Annotated in this window: 17 protein-coding genes; 11 read left to right on the top strand and 6 right to left on the bottom strand. The window is 33.5% G+C overall.

Annotation, left to right across the window (positions count from 1 at the left end):
* Positions 1–56: 56 nt before the first annotated feature.
* On the top strand, positions 57–1,532 hold the full coding sequence (locus tag B5X81_RS19860) for a protein adenylyltransferase SelO (protein WP_079494240.1): 1,476 nt from the start codon (positions 57–59) through the stop codon (positions 1,530–1,532).
* Positions 1,533–1,554: 22 nt separating this feature from the next.
* Here the strand turns inward: B5X81_RS19860 and B5X81_RS19855 are convergent, their stop codons facing one another.
* Positions 1,555–2,913 carry an MATE family efflux transporter gene (locus B5X81_RS19855; RefSeq protein WP_079494238.1) on the bottom strand — a complete coding sequence of 453 codons (1,359 nt, stop codon included), beginning with the start codon at positions 2,911–2,913 and terminating at the stop codon, positions 1,555–1,557.
* Between the two features lie 111 nt (positions 2,914–3,024).
* On the opposite strand from B5X81_RS19855, the gene B5X81_RS19850 reads away from it, so the two are divergent.
* Entirely contained in the window at positions 3,025–3,837 is an 813-nt protein-coding gene (locus tag B5X81_RS19850) for a MerR family transcriptional regulator (protein WP_079494237.1), read from the top strand.
* 78 nt (positions 3,838–3,915) lie between these two features.
* On the opposite strand, the gene B5X81_RS19845 is transcribed toward B5X81_RS19850, so the two are convergent.
* On the bottom strand, positions 3,916–4,797 hold the full coding sequence (locus B5X81_RS19845; RefSeq protein WP_079494235.1) for a LysR family transcriptional regulator: 882 nt from the start codon (positions 4,795–4,797) through the stop codon (positions 3,916–3,918).
* A 173-nt stretch (positions 4,798–4,970) separates the two neighbouring features.
* Between B5X81_RS19845 and B5X81_RS19840 the strand changes: the two genes are divergently transcribed.
* The 3 genes from B5X81_RS19840 to B5X81_RS19830 are packed head-to-tail and all read left to right on the top strand — an operon-like array spanning position 4,971 to position 8,242.
* A complete protein-coding gene (locus tag B5X81_RS19840; protein WP_079494234.1) occupies positions 4,971–6,065 on the top strand; it encodes an NAD(P)-dependent alcohol dehydrogenase in 1,095 nt (364 codons plus the stop codon).
* A gap of 27 nt (positions 6,066–6,092) precedes the next feature.
* Entirely contained in the window at positions 6,093–7,955 is a 1,863-nt protein-coding gene (locus B5X81_RS19835; protein WP_079494232.1) for an aldehyde ferredoxin oxidoreductase family protein, read from the top strand.
* Positions 7,952–8,242: a MoaD/ThiS family protein gene (locus tag B5X81_RS19830; RefSeq protein ID WP_079494231.1), complete on the top strand. Its 291-nt coding sequence runs from the start codon at positions 7,952–7,954 to the stop codon at positions 8,240–8,242. The genes B5X81_RS19835 and B5X81_RS19830 overlap by 4 nt, the downstream gene beginning before the upstream one ends.
* 133 nt (positions 8,243–8,375) lie before the next feature.
* Here B5X81_RS19830 and B5X81_RS19825 read toward each other — a convergent pair whose 3' ends face one another.
* Genes B5X81_RS19825 through B5X81_RS19810 form a run of 4 tightly spaced genes read right to left on the bottom strand, consistent with a single transcriptional unit; the run spans position 8,376 to position 12,215 of the window.
* Positions 8,376–9,659 (bottom strand): acetamidase/formamidase family protein, encoded by a 1,284-nt coding sequence (locus tag B5X81_RS19825; RefSeq protein WP_079494229.1) that lies wholly within the window; start codon positions 9,657–9,659, stop codon positions 8,376–8,378.
* 16 nt (positions 9,660–9,675) lie between these two features.
* Entirely contained in the window at positions 9,676–11,169 is a 1,494-nt protein-coding gene (gene panF, locus B5X81_RS19820) for a sodium/pantothenate symporter (RefSeq protein WP_079494228.1), read from the bottom strand.
* A complete protein-coding gene (locus B5X81_RS19815) occupies positions 11,169–11,429 on the bottom strand; it encodes a DUF997 family protein (RefSeq protein ID WP_079494226.1) in 261 nt (86 codons plus the stop codon). The genes panF and B5X81_RS19815 overlap by 1 nt, the downstream gene beginning before the upstream one ends.
* A 15-nt stretch (positions 11,430–11,444) precedes the next feature.
* Positions 11,445–12,215, bottom strand: coding sequence for an IclR family transcriptional regulator (locus B5X81_RS19810; protein ID WP_079494225.1), 771 nt, complete (start codon positions 12,213–12,215; stop codon positions 11,445–11,447).
* A 599-nt stretch (positions 12,216–12,814) separates the two neighbouring features.
* Between B5X81_RS19810 and B5X81_RS19805 the strand changes: the two genes are divergently transcribed.
* The 6 genes from B5X81_RS19805 to B5X81_RS19780 all read left to right on the top strand — a co-directional run bounded on the left by B5X81_RS19805 (position 12,815) and on the right by B5X81_RS19780 (position 19,892).
* Complete coding sequence (locus tag B5X81_RS19805) at positions 12,815–13,591, top strand: enoyl-CoA hydratase/isomerase family protein (RefSeq protein WP_079494223.1); 777 nt, start codon at positions 12,815–12,817, stop codon at positions 13,589–13,591.
* A gap of 185 nt (positions 13,592–13,776) precedes the next feature.
* Positions 13,777–15,735, top strand: a complete 1,959-nt coding sequence (locus B5X81_RS19800) for an oxidoreductase (RefSeq protein ID WP_170917509.1) — start codon at positions 13,777–13,779, stop codon at positions 15,733–15,735.
* 149 nt (positions 15,736–15,884) lie between these two features.
* Entirely contained in the window at positions 15,885–16,475 is a 591-nt protein-coding gene (locus B5X81_RS19795; RefSeq protein WP_079494220.1) for a TetR/AcrR family transcriptional regulator, read from the top strand.
* Between the two features lie 495 nt (positions 16,476–16,970).
* Entirely contained in the window at positions 16,971–18,005 is a 1,035-nt protein-coding gene (locus tag B5X81_RS19790) for a C4-dicarboxylate TRAP transporter substrate-binding protein (RefSeq protein ID WP_079494218.1), read from the top strand.
* A gap of 88 nt (positions 18,006–18,093) precedes the next feature.
* A complete protein-coding gene (locus tag B5X81_RS19785; protein ID WP_079494217.1) occupies positions 18,094–18,600 on the top strand; it encodes a TRAP transporter small permease in 507 nt (168 codons plus the stop codon).
* A 2-nt stretch (positions 18,601–18,602) separates the two neighbouring features.
* Entirely contained in the window at positions 18,603–19,892 is a 1,290-nt protein-coding gene (locus tag B5X81_RS19780) for a TRAP transporter large permease (RefSeq protein WP_079494215.1), read from the top strand.
* Positions 19,893–19,979 lie beyond the last annotated feature (87 nt).

Raw genomic sequence — 19,979 nt, 5'->3', positions numbered from 1 at the left:
ACTAAAAGGGATTGGACTAGATGTAAAAATAAAAAACATAATGAAAAGGTGATTCCATGAAGGATAGAAAAACAATAATAGAAGAAGGATGGAATTTTGACAATAGCTATGCTCGATTGCCAAAATCATTTTATGCTAGACTTGACCCAACTCCTGTATCTTCACCAAAATTAATTATTTTTAATCATTCATTGGCAGAGTCCCTAGGATTAAATGTTCAGGCATTGCAAAGAAATGATGGTGTAGAGGTGTTTGCTGGTAATAAGATTCCCAAAGGAGCTTTGCCTCTTGCACAAGCCTATGCAGGACACCAATTTGGTCATTTTACAATGCTGGGAGATGGCAGAGCCTTATTGCTTGGAGAACAGATTACTCCTAGGGGTGAGAGGTTTGATATTCAGTTAAAAGGTTCGGGTAGAACTCCCTATTCCCGACATGGAGATGGCAGAGCAGTACTTGGGCCAATGCTACGTGAATACATTATTAGTGAAGCAATGTATGGGCTAGGGATTCCTACCACTCGAAGCTTAGCAGTTGTTACAACTGGAGATCTAGTAATTCGAGAAAATGAAGAATCAGGTGCAATTTTGACTCGAGTAGCTGCCAGTCATCTACGTGTTGGAACCTTTGAGTATGTTTCAAATTGGGGTACTATTGAAGAACTGAAATCTTTAGCTGATTATACATTACAAAGACATTTTTCAGATTTTAAATCTGAGGAAAATCCTTATCTTTTCCTACTTAATGAAGTGATTAAACGTCAGGCGTTACTAATTGCTAAATGGCAGCTAATTGGCTTTGTTCACGGGGTGATGAATACCGACAATATGACAATTAGTGGAGAGACCATTGATTATGGGCCCTGTGCCTTTATGGATAAATATGATCCAGCAACCGTATTTAGTTCCATTGATACTTATGGCAGATATGCCTATGGTAATCAGCCACCTATTGCTGCTTGGAATCTTGCCAGATTTGCTGAGACTTTGCTGCCCCTACTCCATGATGATGAGGTCCAGGCGGTTAAACTTGCAGAAGATGCAGTTTCAAAATTTATTGAGCTTTATCAATATAATTGGCTTTGGGGAATGAGAAGAAAAATTGGGCTATTTAATGAAGAGGTAGAGGATAAACTCCTCATTGAAGAACTCCTTAGCATTATGCATAAGTATAGTGCTGATTATACTAATACCTTCCTCGCATTAACATTTGATAAGCTATCGGGTATGAAACTTTTTGATACCGAGGAATTTACCAAGTGGTATGAGAAATGGCAGAGGAGGCTTGAAAGGCAGAAAGAAATAAAGGGTTCTTCACACCAGCTCATGAGAAAAAATAATCCAGCATTGATTCCACGAAATCATCGGGTAGAAGAGGCTCTAGAGGCTGCTGTCAAAAGAGGAGATTATAGTGTTATGGAGGATTTTCTTAATGTTCTTTCTAGGCCTTATGCTCACCTACAAAACCAGGAGGAATATTCAAAATTGCCTCCTCAATCGGCTTGCCCCTATAGAACTTTTTGTGGAACATAATATAGAAAAATTGTATGAGCTTTTATCTTACATATTTTTCTGTAGCAATATTTTTTTCTTCCATTGGTTTAATTTTAAAATATATAGTTAAAGTTATACATAAAGTTATTATTTCATATATAAAAGGGGAAATCCATATTCCAAAATCCTGCCCGATAATTGGTGAAATTAGCAAAGTTAAAGATATGAGAATATATCCTCTTAGTAGTGAAATAGCTGTTGCTTTATTTGTTTCTTTTAAAGCAGTAAAATAACCGGAAAAAATAATATTAAATCCACAAATTAAAAATCCAAAGCTAAATATTTTTAAACCTTCTAATGCTATTTGAAAGGCTTTTATATTCGAAGGAGCTATAAACAGACCAACTAGCTGTTTAGTAAATACTTGTGAAGAAATAAAGAAAAACACTGCAAAGAATAATGATGTTTTTAAAGCTAAACTTAGTAATTTTCTAATGCTTTTATCATTACCTTTTCCATTATAATAACTTACCAAAGGTTGCATTCCTTGATTTATGCCTATCATTGTCATAAGTATAAGATTGTATATATACATAATTACTCCAAAGGCTGCTATGCCATATGGTCCTATATATTTTAAAATTACAAAGTTAAACATAAAAGTTGTAAATCCTATAGACAATTCAGTTAAAGATTCTGGAAAACCTATTATAAATATATTTTTTATATAAGAAAAATTAATTTTGATTTTTGTGAATTTAAGATTAGATTTTCCTAATATAAAACGTAATAAAAAAGCTAAACAAGATGTAAATTGAGACATACCAGTAGCTATGGCTGCACCTTTTATTCCGTAATTTAAACGAATTACAAATATATAATCTAATAATATGTTTGTAATGGCGGCAAGGGTTACAAATATAATAGAATAAATAGGAAAACCATCTGCTTTAACGAGTACTTCTAAAGAATAAGCAACCATAAAAAAAGTGCTGAAAATAATTATAATTTGTAAATAGTCTTTAACATAGGGCAGTGTTTCTGGTGTCGCTCCTAAAAATATAGCTATTTTTTCTAGGAATAATAAAGATAAAATACTTAATATAACCCCTAAGCAAGAAAGAAAAATTATATTAATAGTAAATATTTCATTGCTTTTTTCTTTTCTATTTTGCCCAAGGTAAAATGTTATTAGAGTAGAAGAGCCTACTGCTATTAAAAGGGATATTGCAAAGACAATATTGATGTAGGGCATGGATAAATTGACAGCTGCCAGGGCAAGGGGGCCTACTCCTTTGCCTACAAATATGCCATCTACCATTGTATAGATAGAAAAGAACCACATGGCACTTACCGATGGTATTAAATATTTAAAAAACTTTTTCACTAAACTAAATGAGTCGGAAATACTTTGTTGCATAAAAAATTCACTCCTTATTTTTTAAGATTATAAATATAAAATCTCTTGTTTACTAATATAAACCTTGGTACAATACTAGTGTCAAGGGGAAATTTAAGGAGTAGATAATATATGAAAAAGGAATATACAATAGGGGAAATATGTAAATTATATAATTTGGGTCCTGACTCTATACGATATTATGAAAAGAAGGGGCTTATTTTTCCAGGTAGAAGAGAAAATGGATATAGAGTATACTCTATTAAAGATATCTGGAGACTAAATATAATAAAGAATTTGAGAAAGTTAAATTTTTCTGTAAAGCAAATAAGAGAATATTTAGAGCATAGAAGTGTAGATACAACTATTAAATTTATGGAAGAGGAAATTAGGTTAATAGAAAAAGAAATTATGCCCTTGATAAAGTTAAAAGAAAACTTACAGGAAAAAGTACAAATCTTAAAAAGCCTTAAAAAAATAGAGGATTATAGTGAAATAAAGGTACAAAGAATAAGAAAGCGAAAAATTATTTTAATAAAAGCCTTTATGACTAAAGATGAGGAAGTTGATTTAGCTTTTCGCAAACTAGAAGGTAGAGATGATTCAAAATTATTTTTGCTCAGCAATAAGGATATGGGTGTTTTTATTTCTGAACAAGGTTTTAAAAAGCAAAATTATGGATTATACCAAAATGCTTTCTTTTTTGTAGATGATAAAGAGGAAAACTATAATATGATTTTACCGGAAGGTTATTTTGTAACATTAATTTATCGTGGAGCATATAAAAAAAGTCAGATGTTTTTCAACAAAATGATTAATTTTATAAAAGAAAAAGGATATTCTTTAAATGGGAATGCTATGGAAATATATCGTTTAGATATACATGAAACATCAAAGGAAGAAGAGTTTATAACAGAAATACAAATTCCAATAAAGAAAGATTAAGTGTAGGCGTTAGGATTTTATTGATGTGGAGTAGAGTTTCCATTTGAAGCTTCGATTTTTTGTTTTAGCAAAACCAATTTATTTTCCTATATTATGTAAATAATCTATAAAACTCTTACATACTTTCCTCTGGGTTTTATTTTTTTTAGCAATAACAGTAATATCCCATGTAAAACCATCACCTAGCAGGGGGATTGATTTTACATTATCATAAGATATATCTTCAGATACAAAATCTACGGTTATACCGATGCCCCTTCCTAATCTACTCATCTTATAGGGAATTAATATTTCCCCAGTAGTTAAAATAATTTTCGGCTTAAAGCCTGCAATGTAGCAATGTCTTATAAAATTATGATGCATCTGAAAATTTTCATTTACAATTATTATCTTCTCTCCCTTAAGATCATTTATTCTTAAAGATGTATTTTTATAAAGGGGGTGGAGTTTATTGACCAATGCATGGGGGATATGTGATTTTATTACTTGAAAATTAAATTTAGAAGAATCTACTGGCCCAATAATAACACCTAAATCCAATTCATCATTTAAAACAGCACTGTGACATATATAATCAGAATATTCCTTAAACCTTAGATCAACTGTTGGGTTTAACTTTTGAAAATCTTGTATTAAATCAGTTGACAAGGCGTTAAGTACTCCTAGGGCAAAGCCTACCTTAAGGATTTCTTTACTTTCCTTTTTTAGATTATCAAGTTCTGATTTTAAAATAGAGATTTCCCGAATTACCTTTTCAGCATGGTCCTTTAATAAAAGTCCAGATTTTGTGAGCTTTATTCCCTGGGGTGTTCTTTTAAAAAGAACAGTATTAAGTTCCTCTTCAAGGCTTTTCATTGATTTGCTTAATCCTTGCTGGGTAATGAATAGATTTGATGAAGCCTTAGAAATATTAAGATCTTTACTAAGTTGAAGAAAGTATTTTAATTTTTGTATATACATCAGTATCAACCCCTTATGATGTGCTTAATATTATTATATAGTTTTTATAGCTCAGCCACAACTGGTAGTTGTGACAATGGAATAAATAGATGTTTTTAATATGGACATATATTATATATGATTATATTATAAAATATTATAAAAATTCGGATACTTCAAAAAGGAGTGGTTATATGCTAATAAAAGCAGCTGTTACATTTAATAAGGGAGAGGAATTTGTTATTGAAGAGGTAGAACTGGACTCACCTAAAGATGATGAAGTATTGATTAAAATGGTATCCAGTGGTGTATGTCATACCGATGCCGTTGCAAGGGATCAATTGATACCTGTACCTTTACCTGCTGTATTAGGCCATGAAGGAGCAGGCATAGTTGAAAAGGTGGGAAATAATGTTAAGGGCATTAAAGCTGGAGATCATGTGGTTCTTTCCTTTAGCTCCTGTGGCCATTGTGAAAACTGTCTTACAGGAAAGCCCTATGTTTGTGAAGAGTTTAATCCATTGAACTTCGGGGGGACTATGAATGATGGGACTAAAAGATTGAAGAAGGGTAATCAGGAATTATCTACGTTCTTTGGACAGTCCTCCTTTGCTACCTATGCCGTGGTAAATTCAAGAAATGCTGTTGTAATAGATAAAGAAGTTGATCTTTCTATTATGGGGCCCTTGGGATGCGGATTTCAAACTGGAGCAGGAACTGTGCTTAATGGGCTAAGGCCTGAATTTGGTTCATCAATTGCAGTATTTGGCATGGGTTCTGTAGGTTTAACAGCAATTATGGGTGCTAAAATTGCCGGATGTGAAAAGATAATTGCTATAGGAGGTACTCCATCAAAGCTTAAGCTGGCAGTGGAATTGGGTGCAACCCATACAATAAACTACAGGGAAGTAGAGGATGTTGTTGAGGAGATTAAGAAAATAACCGGTGGTGGTGCACACTATACTGTTGAGACAACGGCAGTACCTAAAATTGTAAATCAAGGGCTTTATGGATTAAGGGTATTGGGTACATGTGCAATTGTCGGGGCAACTGGGGATGTTACCCTTAATGTACAAAATGCTTTAATGGCAGAAGGTAAAACCATGAAGGGATTCATTGAAGGAAATTCCGTTCCAAAGCTTTTTATACCTAAGCTTGTAAAATATTTTAAAAATGGAAAGTTTCCAATAGACAAACTCGTTAAGAAATATGATTTTGAAGATATTAATCAGGCCTTTAAGGATTCCCATGAGGGCAAAGTTATTAAGCCAATTTTGATGATTGAATAACTAAAATTTAGGAAAGGGAGAGATTTTATGTTAAAGGGTGGATATATGGGTAGGATTTTAAGAATAAATCTTACAACGGGAGAAATAAAAACTGAAGAACTTAAGGAAAAAATGGCTAGGGATTACATCGGTGGTGCAGGATTTGGTATTAAAATTTTAGCTGATGAGGTACCTGGAAATATTGATCCTCTTTCTGAAGATAATAAGCTTATATTTGCCCCAGGGCCCTTAAGTGGTACCTCTGCTCCATGTTCAAGTAGGATGGCTGTAGTTACCAAATCACCACTTACCGGGGCGGTAGGAATGTCAACTTCAGGAGGACATTTACCTGTTGAGCTTAAATATGCAGGATATGATGTTCTTATAATAGAAGGAAAGTCTGATATTCCTGTTTATATACTTATTAAGGATGATAATGTAAGTATAAAGAAGGCCGATAAAATTTGGGGGATGAATACCTTCGATACCCAAAGCTTTTTAAAACATCATCTTCGTGATCAAAATATAAGGGTGGCATGTATAGGCCCTGCTGGAGAAAATCTATCGAAAATGGCATGTATTATAAATGAAAGAAGAGCCTTTGGAAGAAAAGGTGTTGGGGCAGTGATGGGATCTAAAAACCTTAAAGCCATTGCAGTTAGAGGTAGTAAGGGAGTTGAAATTGCAGATATTGAAAAATTCAAGTTAGCAAGATCATCTATGCTTAAGGCTATGAAGGAAAGTCCAGTTTTGTATCCCCATTTCTCTAAAACAGGAACTCCTATGATAGTAGATGCAATAAGTGCTCTAGGAATGTTTCCTTCGGAAAATTATAGATCAACCGGTGAAAGGGATTACACTGAAAGCATAGGAAGCAAGGTTAGTACGGAACTATCTATTGCCAGTGAACCCTGTTATGGCTGTCCCGTAGGCTGTAGTCAGCTTAAGTTGGCTAGGAAAAATTCAAATTATCCAGGAGCCCTATCGGATCCCGAATATGAAACCTATTACAGCTTTGGGGGGCAGACAGGAGTAGCAAATATTGACAGCATTATTGCTGCCGACAATTTATGTGACAAATTAGGTTTAGATACTATGTCTACAGGGGTTACAATTGGATTTGCCATGGAATTATTTGAAAATGGTTTACTTACAGAAGAACAGCTTGGGGGATTCAAGCTGAATTTTGGAAATCATGAAGCCATGTATGATATTATTACAGAAATAGCCTATCGAAGAAAAGGAGCAGGAGAACTTCTTTGTGACGGAACAAAGGTTCTTTCTGAGAAGGTAGGTAATGGAAGTGAAAAATATGCTATGCATGTTAAGGGACTTGAGTTTCCTGCTTATGATCCGAGGGGAGCTAAGGCCCATGGACTAAACTATGCCACAAGCTATACCGGTGCCGATCATAATAGGGGATATGCCTTTCAAGAGATTTTTGCTATTCCTGTACCTAAGGCCTATGATAGATTTGAAATTGAAGGCAAAGGGAAGCTTACTAAGTGGAATCAGGATGTAAGACTTGCAACAACCGATTGTCCTACAATGTGTGCCTTCCTCCTTGATATGGCCCTTCCAGGGGTTGCTCTTCAAAATACTGCTGATATGGTAAACAGTGTTTCAGGATTGAATTTAACTGCCAATGAGGTTGAAAAGGTAGGAGAAAGGGTTAATAACCTTGCTAGGCTTTATAATATTTCTGCGGGTTTTTCTAGAAAAGACGATACTTTCCCAGAGAGGATTATGACTGAACCTATAAAGGAAGGCCCATCTAAAGGACAATATATCAGTAAAGAAGATTTAGATAAAATGCTTGATGAATATTATGAAGCAAGAAGCTGGACAAAGGATGGAGTGCCTACCTTAGAAAAGCTTAAGGAGCTTGACATAGGTGATATAACCATATGATTAAAGTTACAGTAAAAACTATTTTGGGCATGGATAAATATCTTGGAAATAAACTTTCTCAGGAAATAGAATTAAAAGAGAACAGTACTGTTAAGGAGCTTATTTCAATTATGGCAAATATCTATGGTGAATCCATAATTTCTTTACTTCTTACAGAAGATAATACTCCTAAAAGGGGTATAGCAATGTTTTTAAATGGAAGAAATATTTTTGCAAGGGATGGATTAAAGACTATATTAAAAGATAGAGATGAATTTTTAATATTTCCTCCAGTGGGTGGAGGATAGAATATTTAACAAAATTTTATAATAATTAGAATAAAAAATCGAAGTGCATTTTTATCATTATAATATGAAAAATGATATGGCCAAATAAAATATACCGTGATAGAAAATATTCCCTATCACGGTATGCTTTATTTTATAGCTTATTATACATTTCATCAATTAAAGAGTGAAGACCAAGTTCTTTGTATTTACTTTCAGGAAGCATTATTGTTAAATATACCAATCCAGATGTCCTACCAATTTCTACTTCACCACTAATAGTGGCTCTATTTTTTATTTCCTCACGACTATAATTTGTTATATGGTGGATTCTATCAATGCCATTGTCGATAGCATCATTAAGATTGTCTCCACTGCCTACAAATTGAATAGGATAAAGCTTTTCATCTATTTTGATATCATAGGGTCTTAATAGGTTATTGGCCATATCATATTCTTCATCTTTGAAGGGTCTAAATCTATGATCAATTTCTTCAGAAGGAGGAATGATAACAGGTCCCTTTAGATTTAGATTTTTAATCAATTTTACACCTATATGGACTTCTGAAGAAACATCTATAGTGTGCATGGCTAATTCTCCATTACCTTGTATAGAATGTACATCTCCAAAATATACTCCTCCCCCCTTTACTTTTACAGGACAGAGTATGATACTTCCTTCACAAACACTATTTACATCCATATGGGAATCGGTTAAATCATCCTTTAATATTTGTCCATAGATATTTGTACTATTCAATGAATTTAACATATCACCGCTATTGCGGGAAGAAGGAATAGGTTTATTTGGTATACAGCCGATATTTCCAATCATTGGTCTTACTCGGGTTAGAACACTGCTAATATCTGATTTCGCTAAAATTGTTGACGGATGTTGTTTTGACCCTTTGGGTAAATATTCTTTTCCTTCTAAAACATCTTTAGCAATATTGCGAGCAATAGATGGATTTACAGATAACCCCATTTTCTTTTCGTGATCGAATAATATGGTGTATCCATTTGATATAGTTTGTGGCATCACAGGGCTATGACATTTACTGCATTTAATTCCATTTTCTCCTATTTCATCCACATAAGTTTTAGGATTTTTTATATTGCAGTGTGGACAATATGCATTGACGGTTGGATCTTTTTTGTATCTCCCCTCAATTTTCTTTCCTGTTCCCGATGCGGCATAATTAGATAGAACAAGAATTTTTTTTACATATAACGCAATTACATCACCGGGATTTGCTCCCTTTACTTCTACTGGTCGAGTTACTTCGTGACCGCTATGAATAGATGGTGTAATCATGGGTCCCCAACAACCTGGAGGAACAATACCTCGGATTTCGTCTCCATCCTTTACTGGGCCAAGCATATCCATAGAACCACCAATAATATCTATGTATTCTTTAACTTCTAAAAATTTTGTCATTGTTTACACACCTCGTTTAGCTAATTGTGTTAAATTTATTCCTTTGTTCAATACCAAAATATCTTTTCATAATTGCGGGTGAATTAGGTTTTGTGAGTTTACTTACCAGGATCATTGTGATAAAGGATATAAACAGCCCCCAAACCAAGGGATTGAATCCTAAAGGTGCTGTAATTTTAAAAGCATATAATATAATCAATGTCAAAAACCCTGATGTCATAGAAATTAGACCGCCAGCTGGAGTGGCTTCCTTCCAAAAGAGTCCCATAACAATAGGAATTGTAAAAGAAGCTGCAAATCCTGATATAGCAAAAATAACAATGGTCTGTAGGAATGATGGAGGATTTAATGCTAATACCATTACGATTAAACTAATTCCAGTGGTTGTAGCATAACTAAGTTTTTTGAGTTTATCTCCATCGGGGTTTCTATTAATATTCTTCTCGTAAATATCTCTAATAATAGCACTGCTGGTAGATAGAAGTAAAGATGCTACGGTGCTCATTACAGCTGCAAAAGGTGCAGAAAGCATAATGCCTGCAAAAAGTTTAGAAGAATACTTTACAACAATAGTTGGAAATATTTGGTCAGGTACAGCGATATTTGGAATAAGACTTTTTCCTGCAATAGAGCTGATGAATAAACATAAAAACCAGATAAAGGTTACAACACTAACCAAAACTCCTGCTTTTTTAAGGGATTTGACATCCTTTACTGAGAATAATCTTGTAACAACGTGGGGCTGTGCCATGACAGCCACACCAAGAACAAAGAACATGGAAAAAGCTGTATTGATGGGCAGCCAATTATTTGGACCCGGTGCAACAACTAGATTTGGATCCTGAGTCATGAGGGTATTAGTAATCTGTGTAAGCCCTCCTGCTTTGATAACCATTATAATGGCGATGATGATTGAACCACCAACCATAATTAACCCTTGGAATATATTGGTATAAGCTACTCCTCTGATTCCACCAAAGGAAGTATATAATCCAACGACTATAGCAAATAGTATTATTCCAATGCTATAAGGTATACCAGCTATTACTTGTAGAATTCTTGCTGCTGCCACATACTGAGAAACCATATATGCAGTACCAAAGACCAAAATAATTAGAGCTGCTAGAATGCCCATATTTCTGCTTTCGTATCGGTCTACAAATAAATCCGGTAATGTCATACAATTTGCTTCCCATGCAACCGTAGATACACGTCTACCGATAGCAAGAATACCAATGATTCCTAAAACTCCTGCACCTGCTTGCCATAAAAGAGAAGTCCAGCCATAGGTATAGTAAACCGCAGGGGTCCCTATAAAGGATCCACCGCTTGTCCAGGATGTGGCCCATGTAAAGGCAACTAACCATGGACCAAAGGAACGACCTCCAACCCAATATTCTTCTGAAAAGTTGCTGGATTTTTTTATTTTTAAATGGGCAGCATAACCCAATGAAAGTAATACTAAAATATATGATAGAAAGACGATGTTTGTAACTAAAGAAGCTTTCATTAATTTTCATCTCCTTTCATAATAAAGAGTCCATAAATAGTAGTGAATAAAACAATTGAAAACCAAGGTATAAGAACACCCCAAAAAACCCAATCAGGAAATCCAAAAACAAGTTTTAAAGTTTTGGGATCTCTGCCATATCCCATAAAATAACTGGTCAAGCAGGATATTGCAATAAAGACAGCAGTAACCACAGCACCAATTTTAAACTCTTTTAAGCAGAGTAAATAACTATTTCTTCGCTTCTTAGTATCTTCCATGGGAAAACCTCCTTTTTATTTATAAGTATTACTGGAACAGCCCATTTTCTTAGATATAATGTGGGTATATTCTAATAGCAGCTTTTTATTGATTTCTAATATTTCAGAGGTAAAGGTTTGCTTAATTCCTGCAATGGCCACCCCTGCTATAGCCTTTCCACTATAATCAAATATGGGAGCACCAACGGCTAAAACACCAATATCAACTTCTTCGTCGCTAATAGAAAATCCATTTTTACGAATAGACTTTATCTCTTCCATCAGTGCAGATTTACCCTTGGTTTTTTTAGTGAACTTTTTTTCCTCAATAGATTGTAATATCTTGTTTATATCTCCGTCACTAAGATGGGCAAATAAGGCTTTTGCTGCGGCTCCTCCATAAAAGGGAGTAACCTTTCCTATGTCACAATAAAATCGCACATTGTCACGGCCATCTATCCGGTCTATGAATATAAAATTATTATCACTTCTAATGCCAAGAGTAACAGTGTTTTGACACATATGAGCCAGCTGCTTTAAGAGGGGATGGGCAACCTCTCTTAAATCCAAATTTTTTAGAACACAGGTTCCAAGGCGTAATATTCCTACACCTAAGCTATATTTCCTGTTTACTTCATTTTGTTGCACGAAATTACGTTTCTTTAGGGACTGAAGGATTTTATGGACAGTGCTTTTATTAATGCCAGTAAGCTTGCTAATCTCATTTAGTCCCAAGGATTGTTCTTTGTTAGATTCCCATAAACATAAAATATTTAATACATTTTCTGCAGATTTTAAAAGTTCCATGATACGTATCACTCCTTATGGTTACATATAACAACCAATGGTTACCATTATGTCGTGGTAATTATAAGGTAAGAAAACTATTTTGTCAATTGTGAAAATTAAATATTTTTATTCTATCGAGCTATATCATAAAATATTTATGAATATACCTTTTGTGTAAGTCAGTGTTTTAAGTGATTAGACCATATTTTTCTGGTCCCAATAAAACATGTTAAATATAAATTTATAGCTAAAAAATAAGTTAAAAAAGCTAACCACTTATTATGGGGCAGGCTAAATTCTAAACTTTATTTAAATGAGGAAATTGCATAATTCTAACTTGGCTGGGTTGCATAATATATATGGTATGTCTTTGGAGATTTTTAAACTATATGTAGTAGATAGTTTTTACAGAAGGTAATTATGCAATTTGCTCAAATGTTATATATTAAATAAAGGATATAGATTTTTCAGAAGAGAATTCATGAGTAATGCTCAAATACATAATAAAATCCTATCTAGAAAATACATCCAATAAAATCATTGAAAAAGGAAAAGATAGGAAATATAATAGAGATAAAACTATTATAAATATGTAAAGAAGGTAGAGGGGGATTAATATGAACTATACTACTGTGTCAGTTGAAAGAAAGGAACATGTAGGGGTAATTACTCTTGACAGATCTGAGAATTATAATACCTTTAATGTACCAATGGCAAAGGATCTGAATAATGCGCTAATAGAGCTTGAAAATGATATTGAAATAAGGGTAATTGTAGTTAAAGGAAAGGGTAAGAATTTTTGTGCAGGAATTGATGTAAACGATTTAGAAGGCAAGACTAATCTACAGTATTTGAATTGGGTTGAATTAATGGAGAAAATGTGTATAACAATTGCAAATATGGGTAAACCAGTTATAGCATCTGTTCAGAGAATAGCAGTTGCTAATGGGATTGGTCTCGTTGCAGCTGCTGACTTAGCTGTTGCAGCGGAAAATGCTAAATTTGGAGCCACTGCCGTTAATGTAGGTCTATTTTGTATGGGACCTGCAGTTCCGCTATCTAGATGCTTAGGTAGGAAAAAGGCTTTAGAATTACTTATAACTGGAGATATAATAGATGCAAAGGAAGCAGAAAAAATTGGTTTAATAAATAAAGTTGTTCCAAAGGATAAATTAGAAGAAGAAACCATGAATTTAGCCTTTAAAATAGCAAGTAAAAGTCCCCTTGCAGTGCAGCTTGGGAAGAAATCCTTTTATAAAATGTCTGACTTAGAATATTCAAAGGCTCTAGAACTTTCTAATAACCATTTTGCCACTCTCTGTACAACAGAGGATGCCCATGAAGGTGTAGATGCTTTTCTTAATAAAAGAGAAGCAAAATGGAAACTGAGATAATAAAAAAATAATTAAGCTAAAAAGATATGGATAAATTTATTTAACCGATAAGGCTGCAAAAAAGGCTTTATCGGTTTTTTAATATAAAATTGTCAAATCATTGACAAACATACTAAGGTATGTTAATATGTAAACAAACACATACCCGAGTATGTTTTTATTATATAAAAATAGGAGGTTTTATAATGACTAAAGAATATTCCAAAATATTAGAACCTATTACAATTGGGAAAGTTAAGGTGAGAAATAGAATTAATATGGCACCCATGACAACCCTTTATGCAGGCCATAATGGAGAAATAACAGAGCAGTGTGTACAATATTATGGTGCAAGGGCCCGTGGAGGCACTGGTATGGTTACAATAGAAGGGGCCTATGTAAATGAGACGGCTCTTCAAATTCCATGCTCTATAAATGTAAGTGATGATAAATTTATTCCGGGACTTTCTAGAATTGCCGATGCCATAAAGGATAATGGTTCAGTTGCTGTTTTACAATTGATACATTCTGGGATACAAGCTTGGGTAGAACAATCCGTTGGACCAAGTGAAATAGGAAGAATAGATGGTAAGCCAATTTCAACTGAATTAACACCCCGTGCCCTTACTACAAAGGAAGTACATCAATATGTACAAGATTTTGCAAATGCTGCCTATAGAGCTAAAATGGCAGGATTTGATATGGTTCAAGTCCATGGTACCCATGGATACCTTATTATGCAATTTTTATCACCGATAACAAATAAGAGAATAGACAACTATGGAGCTGACAGAGATCTTTTTCCAGTAGAAATTGTAAAGGCCATTAAAGAAAAATGTGGAAAGGATTTTCCCGTTATATTTAGGCTTTGTGCCGATGAATCCCTTGGAGATGATTTAGTAGTTGGAGGTATTACATTGGAGGATGCAAAAAAAACTGCTTTAAAGCTTGAAAAAGCTGGAGTGGATGCCTTTGATGTAACCGGTGGGAGTGATGATGTAATTCATTTATATGTACCATCCTCCTATGTATTAGATGGAAAGGAAGGCTGTTTTTTAGATTTGGCTGCTGAGATTAAAAAAGTAGTCAATGTTCCAGTAATTAGCGGCGGTGGAATAGATACACCTAAGGCTGCACAAGAAGCTTTAGAATCTGGAAAGGTAGATATGCTTTTTGTGGGAAGACAGCTAATTGCTGAGCCGGAGTGGATAAGAAAAATAGAAGAAGGTAGAGTAGAAGATATAAGGCCCTGTGTAAAATGTGTTGAATGTGGAAAAAGAATAGTATATCTAAGGGATATGAGATGTTCTGTAAATCCCTTAGGTGGAAACGAATGGAAGTATCTAAATGAAAGGGAAATTCCCAGAGCATTAGATAAGAAGAAGGTTCTTGTAATTGGTGGAGGTCCAGCTGGATTAGAGGCTGCTAAAACCTCAGCAGTAAGAGGACATGATGTTACATTAGTAGAAAAGGAAGCTTCCTTAGGGGGAACTTTAAAGGTAGCAGCAGTACCATCCTTTAAAAGCAGATATGGTAAATTAATTAAGTGGTATGAAAATCAAATAAAAGATTTAAATATAAATATTTTACTTAATAAAAAAGCCGATTTAGATTTTATTAATAATGAAAATCCTGATGTAGTTATATTAGCCACCGGTTCAGAGGAAGTTGTACCGCCAATTTCTGGAATAGAAAATGCCATTATGTCTGATGATGTACTTCTAGGCAATAAAGAAGTAGGAGATAATGTAATTGTTATTGGCTGTGGACTTGTGGGAGCAGAGGTTGCTTATTATATTGCAAAGAATAATAAAAATGTAAATGTTTTTGAAGCTTTACCAGCTACTGACCTAGGTATGGGAGGACTTGCTTTATTAAGACCCCACGGATTATTTGATAAATATGGTGTTAAGGTTCATTTTAAAACACCAATCATAGATATATATAAAGATGGTGTTTTAACTGTAGATGAATATGGCAAGAAGATAATAACTAAAGCCGATACAATTGTATGTGCTGTTGGTAGAAAACCAGCACATAATCATGATTTTGTAAAAGCAATACAAGAAAGCGGAAAAGTTGTAAAGCCAGTTGGAGATGTAAAGTCTGCAAGAAAAGTATCAGAGGCTTTATATGAAGCATTTAATGCTGCAATGAGTATATAAATTTTAATGAAAAAGGGCTATTCTAAGGAGTAGCTCTTTTTTAGTCTTATTTTTTAATTATTTAAGTTTGTATTTGACAACTTAAATGGTATAAAATATAATCAAGCTTGTAAATTTTAAGTTTTTTAAAACAAGGGGTTGTATGGGAAATGAAGTATACAAGTAGAGAATTAAAATCTAAAAAGAATAAAAACAAAATTTTTGTAACAGCAATTGATTTAATAAGAAAAAAAGGATATGATAATGTATCGATAAATGAAATATGTTCCTTAGCAGGCTTTACAAAGGGAGCTTTTTATCATCACTTTAATTCTAAGGATGATTTACTGATTCAATTACTTAAGGATGTGGATGATTATTATATTGTGGAGGTTTTACCTAGGCTTGAAGGAAAAACTTCTAAGGAACAGCTTATATTTTTTATACAGGAATTTGCATACTGCGGTTATGGAGTAGGAGTAGATGTTGTAAAAAATCTTTTTAAAAGTCAAACAAATGCTTTAAATGATTTTATGAATGATCTTGATAGGCCTTTTTTTAAAATCCTTGTTGATATTATAAAAACAGGACAAGAAAAAAATGTATTTACTGATAATTTATCTAGTGAGGAGCTTGCTAAATACTGTAGAACATTTATTTGGGGAGTGTTCCATAATTGGGCAATGGAATATGGGGCGTATGATATTGAAAAAAAAGTGGAAATGTATTTGAATATATTTGTTAAAAGTTTAGAAATATAGATTGAAAATCAAAGCAAGGATTTATGCTAAGGGTATTTAAAGGAGCAAGAAAATTATGAAAAACTAATTTTGAAAAAACAAATATTTGAGGAAATTGTATAACTCTAATTTGGCAAAATTGCATAATATATATGGTATAGCTTCGGAGATTTCACAACAATATGTGGTAGTTGGTTTTTTGAAGAAGAGGTAATTATGCAATTTGCTCTGTTAAAAGAGAAGCTGAAATGCTTCTCTTTTTAATTTTTTAGCATATATCTTTATGCTATATCTTGATTTTAAAATTTATTTTAAAAGTATTAATAAACACATAAAAATTTTAGATAAATTAATTATTGACGGAATATGTAACTTTATGTATACTGATATTAGATTGATATTAAACTGATATATCAGTTTAATATCAAGAGAAAACGTTTTGGAGCTATAAAAAGATGATTATGGCTTCAAAAAAGTGTACTACTACAAAAAAATACATAAAAAGGGGAGAAAATTATGAAGAAAAAAAGTACTATTTTAATTGTAGCTTTATTAGTAATGTCTTTGTTGGCTGCATGTGGAGCACCTGCAAAAGAGGATTCACCAGAAACCGCTGAAAAATCAGAAGAGACAAAGCCTGTTGTTATCCAAATAGGATATGGAAATAATCCTGGAGAACCAATTGACCTTGCTGCTAACGAATGGAAGAAGCTTATTGAGGAAAGAAGTAATGGAAGTATGAAGGTAGAATTATTCCCATCAGCACAATTAGGATCTAAAAACGACTTAATTGATCAAATGTTGGCTGGAGATTCAGTAATAACCCTTGCAGATGGTGCTTTTTATGCAGATCGTGGAGTAAAGGATTTTGGAATAGTATTTGGGCCTTATTTATTTGATACTTGGGAAGAATGTTGGACGCTTACTGAAAGTGATTGGTATAAGGAACAAAGTGCAAAGCTAGAAGAAAAGGGTTTAAAGCTTTTAGCTTCTAACTGGATGTATGGAGATCGTCATACCCTTACAACAAAGCCTGTGAAAACTGTAGAAGATCTTAAAGGTATGAAAATCCGTGTTCCAAATAATACAATACAAATCAAAGGTTTTGAAGTTTTAGGAGCAACACCTACTCCAATGGCATTTGGAGAAGTTTATACGGCACTTCAGCAAGGGACTATAGATGGACTTGAAAATCCTTTAACTGTTCTTTACAATGGTAAATTCCATGAAGTTGCTAAGTATCTTATATTAGATGCCCATGTTAAGAACTTTACTACATGGATTGCTGGAACAGATTTCTTTAACAGCCTTACTCCTGAACAGCAGCAAATTTTAACTGAAACAGGTAAAGAAGCTGGTATATATAATAACGAAATTCAAGAAGAACTTAATGATGAAGCATTGGAAAAGTTAAAAGCTGAAGGTGTTCAAGTAATCGATATTAATAAAGAAGAGTTTAAAGAAAAAGCAAAAGCTTTTTACAGTCTTCCTGAAATTACAAAAGACTGGTCAGAAGGACTATACGAAACTGTTAAAGATGCTATGAAATAAATAACTATAATAAAGATACAAAAAAGCTTTATTTAATACCCGGAGGCAATAGTTGCCTCCGGATATTATAATTGAAAGGAGTAAATTCATGAATACAGATAATAATAAGGTATTTAAATATCTCATGAATATAGATATGATTATTGCTGGATTTGCATTAATTATATTAGTAATGATTACTTTTTTTGGTGTGATTATGAGATATTTTTTAAATAATCCCTTTGTTTGGCTGCAGGAAGTTCAACTTTGGTGCTTTACTTGGGTTGTATTTTTTGGAGGTGGAGCAGCTTTTCGAAGCGGAAGCCATGTGGCTATTGACGTTTTAGTAGATCATATGCCAGCTGCTCTTAAAAAAATAGTAGAAATATTAGGGTATTTGGTATCTATGGCTGTATTAATTTATTTATTATTCCATGGAAAAAATCTTGTGCAGCAATTATTACAAACGGGAAGAGTTACAAATATATTAGGTATACCCTATCCTATTATATATGGAGCCTTTCCAATTGGCTGTGTACTTATGATTATTAATTACACTATGGTTATGATAAAAGAGTTAACCAATAAAGAATTGAACGTAGAAGGTGGTGAATAAAGATGGAGATGAATGTTGTTGGAATAGCAGCTATTGTTATGTTAGTATTTTTATTTTTGAAAGTTCCTGTTTTTACATCTGTTCTTTCAGGTTCCGTTGTGTATTTTATTCTTTCCCCGAATGTACCTACAAAAATTATTGCTCAGCGTGTAATTGCTGGAATTGAAAGCATACCTCTTTTAGCCGTTCCTTTTTTTATTTGTGCCGGGGTTTATATGAACTATTCTGGTGTTACAAAGAGGGTTATGAACTTTGCTGAAGCTTTAACTGGACATATGGCTGGTGGACTTGGACAGGTAAATGTATTATTATCTACACTTATGGGAGGCCTATCTGGTTCAAATCTTGCTGATGCTGCAATGCAGGCGAAAATGCTGGTTCCTGAGATGGAGAGAAAGGGTTTTTCTAAAGAATTTTCATCGGTTGTTACAGCTTCTTCTGCAATGATTACACCACTGATTCCACCAGGTATTGCGATGATTATTTATGGATCTATTGCAAATGTATCTATTGGTAAGCTATTTATAGCAGGAATAGGACCAGGAATATTACTATGTGGATCTATGATGGTGTTGGTATCTATCATTTCAAAAAAACGTGGATATAAACCTGTTAGAGAGAAATTTATAGAACCAAAGGAATTTTGGGTGGCATTAAAAGAAGCTGCACTTCCTCTATGTTTACCTGTTATAATTATAGGAGGGATTCGTCTTGGAATATTTACTCCAACGGAAGCCGGAGCCGTTGCAATTGTATATTCTTTGATGCTTGGAATTATATATAAAGAAATGACATTTAAAGATATTATCAGTGGACTAAAGGAGACAATTAATAGTACGGCTTCAATAATGTTGATAGTTGGTGCTGCATCTGCCTTTGCCTGGATTCTTACCAAGGAACGTATTCCCCAGGAAATAACAGAGTTAATTATTAATATGATCTCAAATAAATATGTATTTCTTATAATCGTAAATATATTTTTGATTTTTGTGGGTATGTTTATTGAAGGAAATGCATCAATGATTGTATTAGTACCATTATTAGCACCAGTTGCTAAGGCCTATGGAATCAATGAAATTCAGTTTGCGATGATCTTTATATTTAATAGTGCAATTGGATGTATTACACCGCCTATGGGAACTTTGATGTTTGTAACTTGCGGTATTACAAAATGTAAAATCAATAGATTTATAAAGGAAGCACTGCCATTTTATCTACTTCTCTTTATATGTTTAATGCTTTTAACATTTGTACCGGTTTTTTCAACAGGAATTGTAGATCTTTTCTACTAAGATGAAGAATACTGCATTATTTGTTATTAATGGATTTATGAATATGAACAATATATATCCATAGAACTGCTAATGAAAATTTATATA

This window comes from Maledivibacter halophilus, assembly GCF_900167445.1.
GTDB classification, from domain to species: Bacteria; Bacillota; Clostridia; order Peptostreptococcales; family Caminicellaceae; genus Maledivibacter; species Maledivibacter halophilus.
Note: the sequence above shows the minus strand (reverse complement) of the source record. Positions and strands in the feature narration are given on the sequence as shown.

Bases quoted from the DNA above. Each gene is read 5' to 3' on its own strand.
- panF (WP_079494228.1), bottom strand. From the start codon at position 11,169: ATGAAAGCTTCTTTAGTTACAAACATCGTCTTTCTATCATATATTTTA.
- B5X81_RS19830 (WP_079494231.1), top strand. From the start codon at position 7,952: ATGATTAAAGTTACAGTAAAAACTATTTTGGGCATGGATAAATATCTT.
- B5X81_RS19780 (WP_079494215.1), top strand. From the start codon at position 18,603: ATGGAGATGAATGTTGTTGGAATAGCAGCTATTGTTATGTTAGTATTT.
- B5X81_RS19810 (WP_079494225.1), bottom strand. From the start codon at position 12,215: ATGGAACTTTTAAAATCTGCAGAAAATGTATTAAATATTTTATGTTTA.
- B5X81_RS19855 (WP_079494238.1), bottom strand. From the start codon at position 2,913: ATGCAACAAAGTATTTCCGACTCATTTAGTTTAGTGAAAAAGTTTTTT.
- B5X81_RS19785 (WP_079494217.1), top strand. From the start codon at position 18,094: ATGAATACAGATAATAATAAGGTATTTAAATATCTCATGAATATAGAT.
- B5X81_RS19815 (WP_079494226.1), bottom strand. From the start codon at position 11,429: ATGGAAGATACTAAGAAGCGAAGAAATAGTTATTTACTCTGCTTAAAA.
- B5X81_RS19790 (WP_079494218.1), top strand. From the start codon at position 16,971: ATGAAGAAAAAAAGTACTATTTTAATTGTAGCTTTATTAGTAATGTCT.
- B5X81_RS19850 (WP_079494237.1), top strand. From the start codon at position 3,025: ATGAAAAAGGAATATACAATAGGGGAAATATGTAAATTATATAATTTG.
- B5X81_RS19835 (WP_079494232.1), top strand. From the start codon at position 6,093: ATGTTAAAGGGTGGATATATGGGTAGGATTTTAAGAATAAATCTTACA.
- B5X81_RS19805 (WP_079494223.1), top strand. From the start codon at position 12,815: ATGAACTATACTACTGTGTCAGTTGAAAGAAAGGAACATGTAGGGGTA.
- B5X81_RS19795 (WP_079494220.1), top strand. From the start codon at position 15,885: ATGAAGTATACAAGTAGAGAATTAAAATCTAAAAAGAATAAAAACAAA.
- B5X81_RS19825 (WP_079494229.1), bottom strand. From the start codon at position 9,659: ATGACAAAATTTTTAGAAGTTAAAGAATACATAGATATTATTGGTGGT.
- B5X81_RS19845 (WP_079494235.1), bottom strand. From the start codon at position 4,797: ATGTATATACAAAAATTAAAATACTTTCTTCAACTTAGTAAAGATCTT.
- B5X81_RS19840 (WP_079494234.1), top strand. From the start codon at position 4,971: ATGCTAATAAAAGCAGCTGTTACATTTAATAAGGGAGAGGAATTTGTT.
- B5X81_RS19800 (WP_170917509.1), top strand. From the start codon at position 13,777: ATGACTAAAGAATATTCCAAAATATTAGAACCTATTACAATTGGGAAA.
- B5X81_RS19860 (WP_079494240.1), top strand. From the start codon at position 57: ATGAAGGATAGAAAAACAATAATAGAAGAAGGATGGAATTTTGACAAT.